This is a genomic window from Sphaerisporangium flaviroseum, from assembly GCF_039537005.1.
In the GTDB taxonomy this organism is placed as follows: Bacteria; Actinomycetota; Actinomycetes; order Streptosporangiales; family Streptosporangiaceae; genus Sphaerisporangium; species Sphaerisporangium flaviroseum.
In genome coordinates this window covers 302,728-318,283 of the sequence record NZ_BAAAZR010000020.1, presented here as the reverse complement: position 1 = coordinate 318,283, position 15,556 = coordinate 302,728, and the positions used below count along the sequence as shown (strand labels likewise).

Below are 15,556 nucleotides of genomic sequence, written 5' to 3'. Positions count from 1 at the left end.
ACGCCGGCGGAGCCGGGGGGCGCACCTGCGTAGCCTGATCTGGCACCATGGCCCCCGATCGTTCGAACCTGGCCCTGACAGCGGTGAGTAGCCTACCCGTTGCGGAGAGTGTCACGTCCCCGTCCGCGTAAAGCCGTGGACGGGCGTGCGGGCCCCCGAGCTAGGAGACCCCGTGCCGTTCACCCCCAGCCATGTCGCCGCGGTGATCCCGCTGATCACCTCGGCCAGGGCGCGGAAGGTGCTGGACCCGTGGGCGCTCGGCTTCGGGACGATGGTTCCCGACCTGCCGATGTTCCTGCCGTACCTCGACGCCTACACCCGGTGGCACTCGCCGGTGGGCGTGGTCACCGACGACGTGGTGGCGGTGTTCGTGCTGCTCGCGCTCTTCCAGTTCGTGTTCCGCGACCCGCTGACCGCCCTGCTGCCCGCGCGCCTCGCGGCCCGGGTCGCCGCCCTTCCCGGACCTGCCTGGCGCAGGTTCCCCGCCATCGCGCTCGGCGCCGCGACCGGCGCGGCCACCCACGTGGTGTGGGACTCCTTCACGCACGACTGGGGCGCCGCGTTCTGGGGGTGGGGCTGGCTGACCGCCCCCGTGCTCGGCTGGGTGACCGGTTACCGGCTGGTCCAGTACGTCTCGTCGGTGCTGGGGGCGGCGGTGACCGGGTGGTGGCTGGCCCGGGCGTCGCGGCCCTCGGGCGAGGCCTTCGTGCCGCACCGGCCGACGCTTCCGGCCGCGGCACGGTGGGGGGTGCTGGGCTGCGTGTTCGCCGGGGCCTGCTGCTCGGCCGGGGTCTGGACCTTCGTCGACCCGCCCAACCCCGTCTTCGGCTGGGCCGGTGTGCTCACCAAGACGGGTGTCGGCCTGGTGGTGGGGTTCTGCGCGGTGCTGACCGTCTACGTGCTGCTCTGGCAGCTCGCACGGGTCATACGCTTGTCTCGTGCTTGAGCTCATCCCGGTGGAGGACACCGCCGACCCCCGGCTGGCCGACTATGTGCGGCTGCGCGACGTCGAGTTGCGCAAGAGCATGGAGGCCGAGCGCGGTCTGTTCATGGCCGAGGGCGAGAAGGTCATCAAGCGGGCCGTCGCCGCCGGATACCCGATCAGGTCGGTGCTGACCACGCGCAGGTGGCTCCCCGGCCTGGAGGACGTGCTCGGCGGCGCCCGCGTCTACCTGGCCTCCGACGAGGTGATGGAGGGCATCGCCGGGTTCGCCGTGCATCGCGGCGCGCTCGCGTCCATGGCCCGTCTGGCGCTCCCGGACGTGAAGAGCCTGCTCGCGGGCGAGTTCCAGGATCTCCCGGGCGCCGGCACCCGGTTCGGCGGCCACCCCTCACCGCCCCACCGTGTCCTGGTGCTGGAAGACCTGGTGGACCACGGGAACGTGGGAGCGATCTTCCGGTGTGCGGCGGCGTTGGGGGTCGACGCGGTGATCCTGTCACCGCGCTGCGCCGACCCGCTGTACCGGCGGTCGGTGAAGGTGTCGATGGGCGCGGTCTTCGCCGTGCCGTACGCGCGGATGGACGGCTGGTACGAAGGCCTGGCCGAGATCCGCGGCGCGGGCTACCGGACGCTCGCGCTGACTCCTGACCAGGCGGCCACGCCCATGGACGAGGCCGACATGCGAGGCCGGGTGGCCCTGCTGCTGGGTTCCGAGGGGGACGGGTTGTCCTCGCGGTGGCTGCGGGAGGCCGATGAGCCGGTGTGCATCCCGATGAGCCCGGCCGCGATGGGGCTGGGCGTCGACTCGCTCAACGTGGTCGCCGCCGCCGCGATCGCCTGTCACGGCCTGGTGCGCTCTCACCCGCCACGGCCGGGTGAGAGAAGGTAGTTCGGCCAGCTTCCGTGATGGCTGATGTCGGCGGCCCCCTCGGTCGCGTACGACTCGCAGAGGAAGCCATGCACGGTGCGCCCGTCGGCGAGCCGCACCGTGCCGAGGCTGAGCGGTGGCGTGACCTGGGTGAGCAGGGTGCCGAGCGCCGAAGGGCCGAGGCCGTACAGCTCCACCTCGACGGACACCCCGCCGCCGTTCGAGCGGACCAGACCCGGGCGTGGCGGTTCGCCGCCGTCCAGCGCGTAGAGGCGGTAGATCGGGGCGGTCAGGGCCGTGCCGAGCCCGGTGGCCCCCAGCGAGGTGAGCTGTCCGTGCAGCGGCTGGCCGGAGCGGTGCGCGCCCACGACGGCGAGCACCGGCCCCGCCTCGGAGGCGCCCCCGGGCGGCGCCGCGTGCCCCCCGGTTCGCGCGTGCAGGGCGGCGCCCAGCCCGGCGAGCAGGCCGTCGGAGCCCGCGGGGCCGAGCAGGGTGACGCCGTGCGGACGGCCGGTCGCCGTCATGCCGCCGGGTACGGCCACCGCGGCCAGGTCGAGCAGGTTGGCGAAGGTGGTGTAGTGGCCGAGTACGGCGTTGCGGTCGATCGGGCTCTCCAGCAGCTCCGCGATGGTGAAGGTCGTCGGCACGGTCGGAACCGCCAGCGCGTCCATCGACGCCCAGGCCTGCCTGGTCTCGGCACGTAGCGCCCGCAGCCGGTACAGGCCCTGGAAGGCGTCCACCGCGCTCAGGCCGGTGCCGTTGGCGAGGATCTTGCGCGTGACCGGATGCACCAGGCCGGGGTTCCGGTCCGCGAAGCCGCCGATCGACGCCAGCCGCTCGGCGATCCACGGCCCGTCGTACAGCAGCCGTCCCGCCGCGAGGAACGGTTCGAGGTCGACCGGGACCATCTGGTGCCCGAGATCCGCGAGCCGCCCGGCCGCCTCCTCGAACGCCGCCGCGGCGGCGTCGTCACCGAAGAACTCGCGATGGCGCGGCACGCCGATCCGGAGGGACGCCACGGCCGGCGGCACCGGCGAGGGCACGGGGAGGGAGCGGGACCAGGGATCGGAGCGCTCCGGCCCCGCCATGACCGACAGTACGGCCAGCCCGTCGGCGACCGACCAGGCGAAGACGCTGGGGCAGTCGAGCGAGGCGCACGCGGGCACGAGCCCGAGCGTGCTGACCAGCCCCCGGCTCGGCTTGATCCCGACGGTGCCGGTGAGCGCGGCGGGCACCCGGCCGGAGCCCGCCGTGTCCGTCCCGATCGCGAAGGCGACCAGCCCCGCGGCCACCGCCACCGCCGACCCCGAACTGGAGCCGCCCGAGATGAGCCCGGGAACGAGCGGGGACTCACAGGCGCCGTAGGGGCTGCGGGTGCCGGAGAGCCCGGTCGCGAACTGGTCCAGATTGGTCTTGCCGACGAGCAGGGCGCCCGCCGCGAGCAGCCGGTCCACCAGCGGCGCGCTCCGGTCGGGGACGTACGCGTACCCCGGGCAGGCCGCCGTGGTGGGCAGCCCTGCCACGTCGATGTTGTCCTTGACCGCGAAGGGGACACCGTAGAGCGCTGGACGGGAGTGCGGGTCCGGCCAGCGGCCGGCGAGCCCCGCCGCGTCGCCGAGCAGGTCGGCGGCCGGCCGAAGGGTGATCCACACGTGGTCGTCACCCCGTGCCGCGATCCGGTCCAGCACCTCCTCGGCGACCCCCGGCGGGCTCGCCGATCCCGCGCGGTAGCGACGGGCGAGGGTGTCCAGGTCAAAAGGAGTGTCCATCTGCCTTCCCCACACGGGTCACAGGCCCGTGACTCACGCCGATGCCGGCTTGCCCGAAGGAATGGATCCGTGGTCCCGGCTCACGACGCGGCGGGGACCTCCGCGGTCACCGGCTTGGCGCCGGGCTCCCCGCCGTCCGCCGCCTCGGCTACGGCGGGCTTGATGAAGGTGAAGGCGAGGAGGACGAGCCCGGCGAACAGGTAGCCCAGCGACACCTGGGCGCTCGCGTTCCACTCGACCTTCACGCCGTGGATCAGGCCGATGAACGCCAGCGCCGCGCCGATGAAGGCGTAGGCGGCGGCCCACAAGAACGACCGGTCGATGATGAAGGCCGTGATCGAGCCCAGCACCAGCCCGGCCAGCACCGCCCCTCCGCCGAGCAGCGCCGTGCCCTCGTACACCGTCCCGTTCTGGGCGATGGTGTCGTACCCGACCTTCTGGGCGCTGGTGCCCGCCGCGGCCAGCACGTTGTCCATGTAGCCCTGGGCCCAGGCGGCGATGTTGGGGATGATGGCCATCACCACGGCGACCGCGTGGGCCTTCGGCACGGCCTGGAACGCCTGGGCGCCGATGAGCAGCCCGATGTAAAGCAGGATCGGCACGATGGCGGGCGCGGGCAGGAGCGCGCCGAGCAGCGCGAACATGCCGAGGAAGCAGAAGATGGCGATGACGACGCCGCTGGCCATCGAGTAGCTGCTCCGGCCGCCCGCGGACTTCCAGCCCGGATGGCCGATGTAGACGGCCGGCGGGAAGGGGGAGCCCAGCATCGAGCCGACCACCGCGCCCGCGCCGTCGGCCAGCAGCACCGACCGAAGGTTGTACGAGTCGCCCGCGGCGGCGGCGCTCTCCACGTTGCTCATGCCCTCGGTGAAGTTGTAGATCCCCAGGGGGATCGCGGTGGCCAGCAGCGGCGAGACCTCCCTGAGCCCGTCGAGGAGCAGGTCGAGGTTCAGCGTCGGCAGGCTCACCGCGATGTTCCCGGCGGCGGCGCCGACGTCCGCCGGGTCCATGTAGCCGCCGATCCAGGCGATCGCCGTGCCGGCGAGGAGCGCGGCCAGGCCGACCGGGATGTTGCCGGGCAGCTTCAGGTCGGTGAAGAAGCCGACGAGGATGATCACCAGCACCGGCAGCGCGATCCAGGCCGCCTCCCACATCTGCGCCGCGGGCCGCATCGAGATGAAGGCGATGGAGATGCCCGCCAGCGTGCCCAGCATGGCGGCCCGGGGCGTGAAGCGGCGGATGTACGGCCCGACGAAGGCGCCGATCAACACGATGACGCCGATGATGAAGCACCAGGCGAGCCCGGCGGCCCACGCTTGCAGGGGGTTCTTGGTGGCCAGGTAGGTGGGCAGCATGATCACGAACACGACGATGAACATGTGCGGCACGCTGGGCCCGTACGGCATCGCGCACACGTCGGAGCGGCCCTCGCGGCGGGCCAGGCGGCGGGCGAGGTAGGTGTAGTAGACGTTGCCGATCAGGAGCTGGATGCCCATCGCCGGGAGGATGACGCCGAAGACGTCGGAGCCGGGCAGGTGGACGACCCCGAGGCACAGGCCGCTGAGCACCAGCACGTTCACCATCACGTTGAAGCCGAGTCCGAAGAAGGCGTTGGTGTCCCCGCTCACCCACCAGGGCGGTTTGACGTTGGCCGGGCCGGTTGTCGTGGTCATCGGTCAGCTCCGTGCTTCTAGTGCCTTGAGGTAGCCGCCCGACGGGGCGACCCAGCCGAAGATGCCGCCCTGGGCGGCGATCATTTCGAGCCCGTACCGCTGGAACCCGGCGAAGTACGAGCCCACGCAGTCGGACAGCACCAGGCACTCGTATCCCCGGTCGTTCGCCTCGCGCACGGTGGTGTGCACGCACACCTCGGTCGTGACGCCGGTGACGACCAGGCTGCGGACGTCGCCGTCCCGCAGCGCCTGGTCCAGGCCTGTCGCGTAGAAGGCGCCCTTGCCTGGTTTGTCGATGACGAGTTCCCCCTCGGCGGGGGCCAGTTCGTCGATGATGTCGTGGCCGTACTCGCCACGGACGAGGATCCGTCCCTTGGGGCCGGGGTCCCCGATGCGAAGCGAGGGCGCGCCGCGGTTCAGCTTGGCGGGCGGGCAGTCGGAAAGGTCGGGCAGGTGACCCTCGCGGGTGTGGATGACGGTCAGCCCGGCCCTGCGGGTGGCGTCCAGCACGTCCCGGAGGGGCGGGATCACCTGCCGGAGCAGGCTCACGTCGTTGCCGAGGGTCTCCCCGAACCCCCCGGGCTCGACGAAGTCCCGTTGCATGTCGATGAGCAGCAGTGCGGTGTGGTCCGGGTCGAACGCGAAGGGGTACGGGTCGGCCTCGACGAGCAGCGGATCGGACACGTGTACTCCGTTCTCGAATCCTCCTTTTGTCGATTGTCGACAGGATTGTGTCGGGGACCGAACCGTCCGGTTACGCTTCTGTTAGCTCGGTGATCACCTCCTTCCGGAGAGCGATCACCCGATGTAGGTGCGCGCTCCGTGGCGCGAGAGGGCGCCGAGGGCGATGGCCGGATCGCCCGACGCGATCGCGTCGAAAAGGCGCCGGTGCCGCGCCACCCCTTCGGAGGGGGCGCGCTGCTCGGCCTCCCTGCGCAGGTTGGCCGCCATGTAGAGCTGCAGCTTGTAGATGACCGGCTCGTACGCCAGCAGCAACTGGCGGTGGCCCGCCAGCCCGACCAGCGCGACGTGGAACCGCCGGTGCGCCTCGTTCTCGCTGAGCGGGTCGCCGGCCTGCACCGCCGCGGCCATGCCCTCCAGCGCGTTGGCCAGCCCTGACAGGTCATGCGCGCCGGAAGGCGGGAGCGCGGTCTGGACCGCGTAGCGCTCAAGGACGTCACGCAGGCCGAAGAGCTCGTCCACGTCCTCTCGGGACAGCTCGGTGACACGGACGCCCCGGCGCGGCAGGTGCTCCACCAGGCCCTGCTGCCCGAGCGACCGCAGTGCCTCGCGCAGGGGCGCTCTGCTGGTGCCGAACCGCTGGGTGAGCTGTTCCTCGATCAGCCGCTCACCCGGTGCCAGAGCGCCGCTGAGGATCTCGTGGCGGATCCGCCGCATCGAGAGCTCCACCAGGCTGGGAGGTTCCAGCACCCCGTCCGGTTCCACCCGTCCACCCCCTGTCGCCGTTGGACAAACTCTGTCAGACGTTCGAGCGGTTCCCGTGCGCGAGGACGGCGGTCGGGCGCTAGGCGGCGATGGCGACCGCGGCGGCGTCGAGGAGCCTGCGGGCCGAGCGGTAGCGGGCGGCGTCGCCGGAGTCACCGAGAAGCACGCCGATCATGGTGTGCCCGCCGACGACGGAGGCGAACATCAGGCAGTAGCCTGCCGGCCGGGTGTACCCCGTCTTCAGGCCCATGGCCTCGGTGGGCAGCAGCCGGTTGGTGTTGTGCCAGACATGCGCGCGGTGCACGGCCGACCTGGCCACCGCGTGCCTCTCGGTGCGGACGATGGTGGCGATGACCGGATCCTTGAGGACGGTCTGGGCGAGGATGACCTGGTCCTTCGCGGTGGAGCGGTCGCCGCCGGTCTGGGGGAGGCCGTCAGGGTTGGTGTACACCGTGTCCCGCAGGCCGAGGCTCTGGGCGGCGCGGTTCATCTTCGCCACGAACCGCTTCACGCCCGGCCCGTATCGCCGGGCGAGGGCGTTCGAGGCGTCGGCTCCCGAGGGCAGCAGCACGGCGTGCAGCAGGTCCCGCACGGTGAGCCGCTCCCCGGCGCGCAGTCCCGCGTGGGTCGCGCCGTTCTTCGCGGCGTGCCGTACGTCGGTCGCGGAGACGGTGACCACGTCCTCCAGGGACGCGGAGCGGCGAACGACGTACGCCGTCATGATCTTGGTGAGGCTGGCCACGGGCACGCGCCGTGTCTCCCGCCTGGCGAACTGGACCGTTCCCGCTGTGGCGTCGATCAGGTAGACCTCCTTCGCCGTGACCTGCGGAGCGGTCCGTGCGGAAGCCGGGTCGACCAGGCCGAAGGTGGCCAGGAACGCCAGCAGGAGAGAAGCAGTCACCATACGCATCCGGTTATGATCCCATGTCCCTCCATGTCGGCATGGAGATTGACGCGATCGCTGCGCCGGATTCCCGGGAACATGGCAGGTCCGGCCGCCTGTGCCCCACGTCTTCCGCCTGATCGCTACACGCTGTCGACTGCAAGCGGACGGCAAGTAGGGAGCAACCATCCCCGCGTACATCTAAGGGTGTGCGAAAGGGGTGGGTCATGGGAACGCGCAGCAGCCTGAAGCCGGTAGGCGGCCTGGTACCGATCATGGCAAGTGGCACGGCCGCCGCGCTCAAGCTGCTGATCGCCACGCTGGCCGTCGCCGGCGCCTACTTCGGGGTGGCGACCCCCGGCCCCACCGGCCAGGAGGCCGGCACGAGCACCACCGGCACACCCGTCAGGACCGTGGTCCTGTCCGCCCAGTCAGTGCCGATCAAGGCCAGGCAGATCCCCGAGGCGGGCATGGTGACCGTGGGAGCCGCCGACATCGGGGCATCCTGCGAGCGCACCTACCACGCGGAGAGCGTGATCGACCCGGGGCCCTCCGGCGACCCGGTCCTGTACGAATGGCGCCTGCGCCGCTGGAGCCCCTCCTCGCACGCCTGGAAGACGTACCTGTTCTCCGGGACTGCCGGCTTCATGGGCGCGCAGCGCACCGTGGAATGGCACCCCCGCATCATGGACAACCCCGGCTGGTACCGCGTGGAGCTCACGGTGTCCGGCAAGGGGGTCACCGTCGGCGAGAAGTTCCAGCTCTCCTGCTGACCCGCCGCTCAGGTCAGCCGTTGTCGAGGGCCTGACGCGCCGCCGCGACCCACCGGGGGACGCCCACCCGCTCGGCCACTGCCAGCGCCTTCTCGTAATGCCTCCGCGCCTCGTCGGGCTGCCCGAGGTGCATGGCGAGGTCGCCCAGCGTCTGCGCCACCGGCCACAGCGCCACCACGCCTGTGCCCGCGCCCGCGATGCGGTCGGAGAACGGCCCGAGCGTGGAGTAGGCGTCCTGCATGCGGTCGCGGTCGCCGAGGAGCATCCCGGCCAGCGCCCGCCAGGTCATGGCCAGCTCGTAGAGGAAGTCGGGACGGACGGGGGTCCGGGTGGCGGCGATGGCCTTGGCGTCCTTGATGTGGCCCGCGGAGGCGAGGGCGACGGCGTAGGCGTCGAGGGTCCACTTGGCGCCGCGCCGGTGCGCCTCCTCCAGCGACTCCACCATGTCGGCGGCCTTGTCGTCGACCAGCCGCAGGCAGAACGTGGTGATCAGCGGCAGGTCCTGGCGCCCCTCCAGCATGCCCGCCCGCGCGGTCAGCCGGGCGGCGTTCCGGTACGCGCGCTCGGCCCGCACGTAGTCGCCGGTGATCATCATGCGCATGCCGGCGTACCAGGCCCCCACCGCCGACGGCGCCGGCAGGTCGTACTTCCTGGAGAGCCGCTCGGCCGCGTTGATCTGCGCGTCGGCCTCGGCGAAGTCGCCGCGTGCCGCCGCGCACTCCATCAGCACCAGATGGGCCAGCGCCTGCACGGCGATCTGCCCGGAGGCCGCTCCGACCTCCAGCAACTCGCGGCCGATGGCCTCACGCTCGTCGACCACCGTGATCACGTACGACTGGCGCAGCCGCCCGCTGAGCGCGACGGCCAGCAGGGCCGGGTCGCCGCTCTGCCGCGCCAGCTCCTCGGCCTCCAGGGACGCCTCGTACCCACGGCCGGTGGCCGAGCCCTCCAGCTCCAGGGCCAGGGTCGCCAGCAGGCTGGCGCGCAGCGACTGCTCGCCCGGCGGCAGCTCGATCAGCGCCCGCTCGGTGACGTCGACGATCTCCCACGCCGTGCGGGTGAAGTCACGGGCGATGCCCTTGTACGGCACGGCCACCGACGCGGCGATGCGCGCGGTCATCTCCAGATCGCCCAGCGGCAGCGCGGCGTCCATCGCCTCGCGACGGCGGGCACGGGCGGCGGTCATGTCCCCGCACAGCGCGAGCGCCTTGATCAGCCGGAGCTGCAGCAGCAGCCGCTCCTTGGGCGGCCCTCCCGTGGGATGGGCGCGGTCGAAGGCGGCGATGGCCCGTTCCCAGAGCATGGCCGCCTCGCGGTGGGCGAAGCGCCGTTCGGCCTGCTCGGCGGCCAGGCCCGCGTAGTGCACGGCCTTGGCCGCGGTCTCCACCGTGCCGGCGGAGTCGTAGTGATGGGCGAGCGCCGCGACGTCGGACGGCGAAAGGCTCTCGATGACCGACGCGACGGCGGCGTGCAGGCGCGACCTGCGCAACCGCGAGGCATCGGAGTACAGCGTGTCGCGGACCAGGTCGTGGTCGAAACGGAGCATTCCCGGGCCGGGCTCGGTGACCAGGCCGGCCAGCAGCGCGGCCTCGACGGCGTCGACGACGGCGTCCTCGTCACCGGAGACGTCGACCAGCACGTCGATGTCGACATCACGGCCGATCACCGCCGCCTGGAGCAGGATCTGCTGGGCCGTCACGGGAAGCCGGGTGATCCGGCGGCGCAGCACGTCGCGCACGCCCGACGGCACCTCGGAGATGACCTCGGCGGCGGTGGCCCTCTCGCCGGTGGCCTCGGAGTCGAGCAGCCGGATCGTCTCGCGGACGAAGAACGGGTTGCCGCCGGTGCGCTCGACGATCGTGCTGACGGCGTCCTCGTCGATCTCGCGGACGCAGGTCGCCCTTACGAGCTCCGCCACCGCCTCCTGGTCGAGCCCTTCCAGACCCACCCGGACCGGTCCGAGCCGGGCGAGCGCGGCCAGCACGTCGGACTGGTGGTCGTTGAGCTCACCGTCACGGCAGGTCACGACGAGGAGCACGCGGCTGGTCGCCAGCAGGCTGGGCAGGGCGCGCAGCAGCGCGAGGGTCTGGTCGTCGGCCCAGTGAAGGTCCTCGAGGGTGAGCAGCACGGGCGCCTCGCGGGCGATGCCGTTGATGTAGCCGCCGACGGCGCGGTGCAGCCGGAAGCCGCCCGACGCCTGGTCGTCCTCGTCGGTGGGGGCGGCGTCGTCGAGCAACGGCGCGAGCAGGGGGCCGTACTCGCCGGTGCCGCGGACGGAGACCAGCGTGCGCAGCACCTCGACCCACGCCCAGCCGGGCGGGGTGGCGCTGCTGTCGGGGCAGCCTCCCGAAGCGGCGATCCAGCCCTGCCGGGTGAGCTCCAGGCACAGCCGCCGCACCAGCGTGGTCTTGCCCGCGCCGGGGTCGCCGCCGACCACGGCGGCGGTGAAGCGTCCGGCCAGGGCGTGCGGCGCGGCGCCCGTCAGCCGGGCCAGCTCGGCGTCCCGGCCGACGAACGGCTCAGGCGAGAGCGGGGGCAGATCGGCGGTCTGGTTCTCGAAACGCGGCGGCCAGCTACCGCCGATCTCGGTGGGGCGAGGGCGCTGGGGGACGGTGAGCTCCAGCGCCGGGTCCTGCGAGAGGATGTCCGACTCCATCTTGCGCAGCGCGGGGCCGGGGTCGATGCCGAGCTCGTCGGCCAGGGTGGTGCGGGCCCGGCGCAGCGCCGCCAGGGCGTCGCCCTGCCTGCCGCAGCGGTAGAGGCCGAGGGCCAGCAGCCGCCAGCCCTCTTCCCTCAGCGGATGCTCACCGGTGAGGGCCTCCAGGTCGGGCACGGTCTCGGCGTGCAGCCCGAGGCGCAGGCCCGCGTCGGCGTGCCGCTCCCTGGCCACCAGGCGCAGCTCGGTGAGCCGGCTCACCTCGGCCTCGGCCCACTGCTGCTCGGCGAAGTCGGAGTAGGGGGTGCCCCGCCACAGTCCGAGGGAGGTCTCAAGGCCCGCGCGCGCCGGCTCCAGGTCGTCGTTCTCGAGGTACTTGCCCGCCGACCTGACCATGGCCTCGAAGCGCAGCGCGTCGACCTGGTCGGGCGTGGTGCGCAGGGCGTAGCCGGAGGCCACGGTGACGAGCAGCCGGTTCGGGCCGCCACGCGGCCGGCCCGGCTCGAGCACACGGCGGAGCCGCGAGATGTAGACCTGAAGGCCGGACTGGGCGCCCTTGGCGCCCTCATCGGTCCACAGGTCGAACAGCAGCGTGTCGACGGGCACGACCTGGCCGCGCGCGACCAGTAACCGCGCGAGCACGGCCCGTTGCCGTAACCCGCCGAGGTCGACCTCGCCGTCGTCGTCGTCGAACGCCTCGACCGGCCCAAGAACGCGGAACGTCACCATGTCAGCCGCCACGTTATGCGGGGCCGTCGAGCACGCACAAGGTGTTCGCCAAGGCCTGCCCTCCTTCTCACATGCCCGCCCGCGTCGGGGAAATCGACACGACCGCCGGTGCCAAGAGATTACAGGTACACGCGTCCGCGCGTTCGCGATGGAAGGCGGATGGCTGTGCCCGGACGCGCGAAGGGGAGGACGCGCTGCTCAGAGCGCTCAGGCCTGTGAGGCGGGCTCCGGGGACCGGTGGTCGTCGGCGGCGTCGCGGCGCCGCAGCAGCGACCACGCGCCGAGGGCGAGAGCGCCCCACGGGATCTCGATCGTGTAGGTCCAGAAGCCGAACAGGATGGCGGCGGCGGTCGCGGGGCCGGGAGGCTGGCCGAAGGCGATCAGCAGCGCGGCCGTGCCCCCTTCCATGATCCCTGCCCCGCTCGGTGTGATCACCGCGCTGGTGAGCACGCGGCTGACCGCGAACACGGCCACGGTCTCCGCGGGGCCGGGATAGGCGCCGGTGGCGGCCATGCAACACGCCATGATCAGGCACTGCAGGGCCAGGAAGGCGGCCATGCCGAGCGACAGCCCCGGCCACCGCCTGCGCACGACGTCGGCGGTGTCGGCACGCAGCCGGTGGATGGCGTCCGACGCGTAGTGCGCGGGCGGGCGGACCTTCCGGGGCAGCAGGCCCAGCAACCTGTCGAGGCCACGGCCGAGCAGGTCGGCGGCCCGCTGCCAGTACAGCGCGGCGGTGACCACGGCGACCAGGACCAGGATGGAGATCGCCCCGCCCCAGGCGGCGCTGGTGAGCCGGGAGTCGGGGATCCGCCCGGCGACCAGCAGGGCGATGATGCCGACCGCGGGCAGGATGAAGCGGAACAACGTGTTCCAGATGCCGGTGACCAGGGTGTAGACCACGACGGGACGGGTGGCGAACCCCCAGCCCTTGGTCATCCCGAAGGTCAGGGCCACACCGGCCGCGCCACCGAAGGGCAGCAGGTTGCTGACCGCGCTCCCCGCGCCGTTCAGCGTCAGCGCCTGGAGGTGGGTGAGCCCCGGCAGGGCGGAGGTCATCACGTAGGTGTAGGCCCACAGGCTGGCGAACCACAGCACGCCCATCAGCAGGATCATCTGCCAGCTCAGCGAGCGGAACACCGCGCCGATCTCGTTCCAGCTGACGTTCGCCCCGGTGAGGCCGTGCACGATCTGCGGCAGGAACACCACGAGCAGGACAGCCAGAGCCAGGGAGGCCACGGACAGGCCCGCCTGGATCCACTTGTTCCTCATCGGGGTGCCCCTCTCTGTCGTTCGTACGCCCCCGGGCCCGGTGGCAGCGGCCGGCACAGGGCGGACGGCCCGCGGGCGCCCGCCGTCCCCGGCCGGGTCCCAGTCTGCCGGGACGCCGCGGGCCGGATCTCATCCTCCAGAACGAGATCGCGCCCTACCCGGTCTCCTCCGGAAGGCCGTCGAAGGGATGCGTCATGCGGGTGCCGGCGGGCAGGTCACGGCGGACGTACCACTCGGTGCCGAAGATCAGGCGGTAGAGCGGGCCGGGGATCCTGAGCATGACCGCGAGCGTGCGGTCCCCCTCGCCGCCGGTCGCCTGGGACGCGTGGGCGGCCATGCTGGCGCGCTTGACCTTGGCGTACTTGCGAACGTTGACGCGGTGGGTGATGACCTCGCCTGGCGAGTAGGCCCGTTCGAAGGAGCGCACGTCGAACTCGGGAGGAAACCGGTAGAACCGCTGGACCAGGCGCAGGCCCTTGAGCAGGGGGTCGCGGTTGACGGTGGCCTCCAGCAGGGCCGGCGTGCCCGCGATGCCGGCGGCGCGCTGCCCTACCCGGTAGACCTGCACGTGGTCCGGATGGCCGTACCCGCCGGCCGGGTCGTAGATGGTCAGCAGGTCGGCGCTCTCCTCCTTGAGCACCGCCGCCAGCCGCTGGGCGGCCTCCTCGATGTCGGCGTCGATGAAGGCGTTGTCCGGGCGGTCGTCGCCGGCGCCGCTGCTCTCACCGAGCCCAGAGTCGCCGTAGCCGAGCAGCACCACCCGGGCCACGCCCAGCGCGGCGGCCGACTCGTACAACTCGGCGGTGCGCGCCTCGGCGAGCTCGTCGCCGTGGGGCAGGTCGGCCAGGCCGCGCTCTCCGGCGGTCGCCACGACGAGGACGACCCGATGGCCCTGGGCCGCCAGCATCGCCATGGTCCCGGCCGTCAGCAGAGCCTCGTCGTCGGGGTGGGCGTGGAAGAAGACCGCGGTACGTGCCACGCGGCCATGATTCCACGGAGCCGCTCCCCGAGTGCCCGGCGCCTCCCCGACAGGGGTTCCAGAACCCCTACTCAACGCTTCAAGAACGCCCCTTGTGAACGCTGCGACACTGTGCGTGGGCGGCGCGTGCGTGAGGCGGGGAGCGTGCGCCGGCGGTGATGCCCCCGTTTGAAGCGGGTCCCGGGCTCTGCCAGTCTGGCGGGGTGCGGATCCTTCACGTCAGTGACTGTTACCTGCCCCGGCTCGGGGGCATCGAGGTGCAGGTGGCCGATCTGGTGCGAGCGCAGGGCGACGCCGGTCACGAGGTCGAGGTGGCCACCGCGACCCCCGGCGGGCGCGTGGCCGGAGTCCACCGCATCGTCGCCCGGATGCCCTTCGACCTCCCGGTCCACCCCCGGGGCGGCGGTCACCTGCTCCGCCTGATGACCTCGCGGCGCCCCGACATCGTCCACGTCCACACGGGCGCGGTGTCGCCGTTCGCCTGGATGGGGGTGCGCGCGGCCGTCCGCGCGGGCCTTCCGGTGGTGGTGACCGTGCACAGCATGTGGGATCCGGTGACGCGTGCGCTCTATCGGGGGCTCGACGCGCTGTTCGGCTGGAGCCGGTGGGGCATAGTGGTCACGGCGGTCAGCCACGCCGCTTCCCGGCCGATCCGCGCGGTCGCGGGCAAGGGTGTCCCGGTCGACGTGGTGTCCAACGGTCTGGACGTCTCCGCCTGGCGTCCCGCCGGTGACCTGGTACGGCCGGGCGGTCCCGGCGAGGTGCACATCGTGGCGGTGGGGCGTCTCGCCCCGCGCAAGCAGCCCGTACGGTTACTCAAGCTCCTGATGGAGGCGCGGCGCCGGGTGCCCAAGGACATCGCGATGCGGGCCACCCTGGTCGGCGACGGGCCCGCGCGGGGTTCGATGGAGCGGTTCCTGCGCGCCCACGGCATGGAGGGCTGGGTGTCGCTGCCGGGCCGCTACTCCCGCGACCAGATCCGCGAGCTGCTGGCCTCGGCCGACGTGTTCGTGGCCCCCGCGCCCCGCGAGTCGTTCGGCATCGCCGCGCTGGAAGCCCGGGCCGCGGGGGTTCCCGTGGTGGCCAGGGCGCAGAGCGGTGTCGCCGACTTCGTACGGCCGGGGAAGGAGGGGTTGCTCGGGCGCACCTTCGACGAGCTTGTCCAGGCGGTCGCCCGGCTGGCCCGCGATCGTGAGCTGCGAGAGCTCATCGCCTCGCACAACCGCGAGACCGAGCTGACCCGCTGTGCCTGGCCGGCGGTGCTCGAAGGGTTCGAGCGGTGTTACGAGCTGGCGGCGGCCAGGGTCTGATCGGGGCGCGCCTCACCTACCTGCACGGATGCCCGGGGCGGTTCGGGGGAATCCTCGCACCTGCCGAGGGGCGCGCGTGGTGGCCCTGGGGGTTCTGGACCGGAGTGACGGGCCCGGGAGCGGCCGTCAGCCGGAAGGCCGGGAGCGGCCGTCTGGAAAGAAGATCCGGGAAGTGGCCGGCCTCGTGGAGGATCCGGCGGTAGCCGTCTCCAACGATGATCTCTGTGGCCGGTCCCCAACGAAGGAAAGGGCTAGAAG

General features: G+C 72.4%; 12 protein-coding genes. 4 read left to right on the top strand and 8 right to left on the bottom strand.

Going from position 1 to position 15,556, the window contains the following annotated elements; translation table 11 throughout:
* Window positions 1–172 precede the first annotated feature (172 nt).
* Both ABD810_RS26890 and ABD810_RS26885 read left to right on the top strand, forming a co-directional pair.
* On the top strand, window positions 173–946 hold the full coding sequence (locus ABD810_RS26890) for a DUF4184 family protein (RefSeq protein ID WP_344946197.1): 774 nt from the start codon (window positions 173–175) through the stop codon (window positions 944–946).
* The gene (locus ABD810_RS26885; RefSeq protein WP_344946194.1) at window positions 939–1,829 is read left to right on the top strand and encodes a TrmH family RNA methyltransferase; all 891 of its coding nucleotides are present in this window, start codon (window positions 939–941) and stop codon (window positions 1,827–1,829) included. The genes ABD810_RS26890 and ABD810_RS26885 overlap by 8 nt, the downstream gene beginning before the upstream one ends.
* On the opposite strand, the gene atzF is transcribed toward ABD810_RS26885, so the two are convergent.
* The 5 genes from atzF to ABD810_RS26860 form a co-directional block, all read right to left on the bottom strand.
* Complete coding sequence (atzF, locus tag ABD810_RS26880; protein ID WP_344946191.1) at window positions 1,799–3,577, bottom strand: allophanate hydrolase; 1,779 nt, start codon at window positions 3,575–3,577, stop codon at window positions 1,799–1,801. The genes ABD810_RS26885 and atzF overlap by 31 nt on opposite strands.
* An 80-nt stretch (window positions 3,578–3,657) precedes the next feature.
* Window positions 3,658–5,250: a hypothetical protein gene (locus ABD810_RS26875; RefSeq protein WP_344946188.1), complete on the bottom strand. Its 1,593-nt coding sequence runs from the start codon at window positions 5,248–5,250 to the stop codon at window positions 3,658–3,660.
* A gap of 3 nt (window positions 5,251–5,253) precedes the next feature.
* The gene (locus tag ABD810_RS26870; RefSeq protein ID WP_344946186.1) at window positions 5,254–5,934 is read right to left on the bottom strand and encodes a cysteine hydrolase family protein; all 681 of its coding nucleotides are present in this window, start codon (window positions 5,932–5,934) and stop codon (window positions 5,254–5,256) included.
* 114 nt (window positions 5,935–6,048) lie between these two features.
* A complete protein-coding gene (locus ABD810_RS26865; RefSeq protein ID WP_344946183.1) occupies window positions 6,049–6,696 on the bottom strand; it encodes a GntR family transcriptional regulator in 648 nt (215 codons plus the stop codon).
* 79 nt (window positions 6,697–6,775) lie between these two features.
* Complete coding sequence (locus ABD810_RS26860; RefSeq protein ID WP_344946180.1) at window positions 6,776–7,606, bottom strand: D-alanyl-D-alanine carboxypeptidase family protein; 831 nt, start codon at window positions 7,604–7,606, stop codon at window positions 6,776–6,778.
* A gap of 200 nt (window positions 7,607–7,806) precedes the next feature.
* On the opposite strand from ABD810_RS26860, the gene ABD810_RS26855 reads away from it, so the two are divergent.
* Entirely contained in the window at window positions 7,807–8,352 is a 546-nt protein-coding gene (locus tag ABD810_RS26855; protein ID WP_344946178.1) for a hypothetical protein, read from the top strand.
* A gap of 13 nt (window positions 8,353–8,365) precedes the next feature.
* On the opposite strand, the gene ABD810_RS26850 is transcribed toward ABD810_RS26855, so the two are convergent.
* The 3 genes from ABD810_RS26850 to ABD810_RS26840 all read right to left on the bottom strand — a co-directional run bounded on the left by ABD810_RS26850 (window position 8,366) and on the right by ABD810_RS26840 (window position 13,988).
* Window positions 8,366–11,737 (bottom strand): ATP-binding protein, encoded by a 3,372-nt coding sequence (locus ABD810_RS26850; protein WP_344946175.1) that lies wholly within the window; start codon window positions 11,735–11,737, stop codon window positions 8,366–8,368.
* Between the two features lie 207 nt (window positions 11,738–11,944).
* Complete coding sequence (locus ABD810_RS26845; protein ID WP_344946173.1) at window positions 11,945–13,009, bottom strand: lysylphosphatidylglycerol synthase transmembrane domain-containing protein; 1,065 nt, start codon at window positions 13,007–13,009, stop codon at window positions 11,945–11,947.
* A gap of 154 nt (window positions 13,010–13,163) precedes the next feature.
* Window positions 13,164–13,988: a PIG-L deacetylase family protein gene (locus ABD810_RS26840; RefSeq protein WP_344946170.1), complete on the bottom strand. Its 825-nt coding sequence runs from the start codon at window positions 13,986–13,988 to the stop codon at window positions 13,164–13,166.
* A 203-nt stretch (window positions 13,989–14,191) separates the two neighbouring features.
* Between ABD810_RS26840 and ABD810_RS26835 the strand changes: the two genes are divergently transcribed.
* On the top strand, window positions 14,192–15,298 hold the full coding sequence (locus ABD810_RS26835) for a glycosyltransferase family 4 protein (protein ID WP_344946167.1): 1,107 nt from the start codon (window positions 14,192–14,194) through the stop codon (window positions 15,296–15,298).
* Window positions 15,299–15,556 lie beyond the last annotated feature (258 nt).

Excerpts from the sequence above, each read along its gene's own strand:
- atzF (WP_344946191.1), bottom strand. The coding sequence starts at position 3,577 with ATGGACACTCCTTTTGACCTGGACACCCTCGCCCGTCGCTACCGCGCG.
- ABD810_RS26875 (WP_344946188.1), bottom strand. The coding sequence starts at position 5,250 with ATGACCACGACAACCGGCCCGGCCAACGTCAAACCGCCCTGGTGGGTG.
- ABD810_RS26860 (WP_344946180.1), bottom strand. The coding sequence starts at position 7,606 with ATGCGTATGGTGACTGCTTCTCTCCTGCTGGCGTTCCTGGCCACCTTC.
- ABD810_RS26855 (WP_344946178.1), top strand. The coding sequence starts at position 7,807 with ATGGGAACGCGCAGCAGCCTGAAGCCGGTAGGCGGCCTGGTACCGATC.
- ABD810_RS26850 (WP_344946175.1), bottom strand. The coding sequence starts at position 11,737 with ATGGTGACGTTCCGCGTTCTTGGGCCGGTCGAGGCGTTCGACGACGAC.
- ABD810_RS26845 (WP_344946173.1), bottom strand. The coding sequence starts at position 13,009 with ATGAGGAACAAGTGGATCCAGGCGGGCCTGTCCGTGGCCTCCCTGGCT.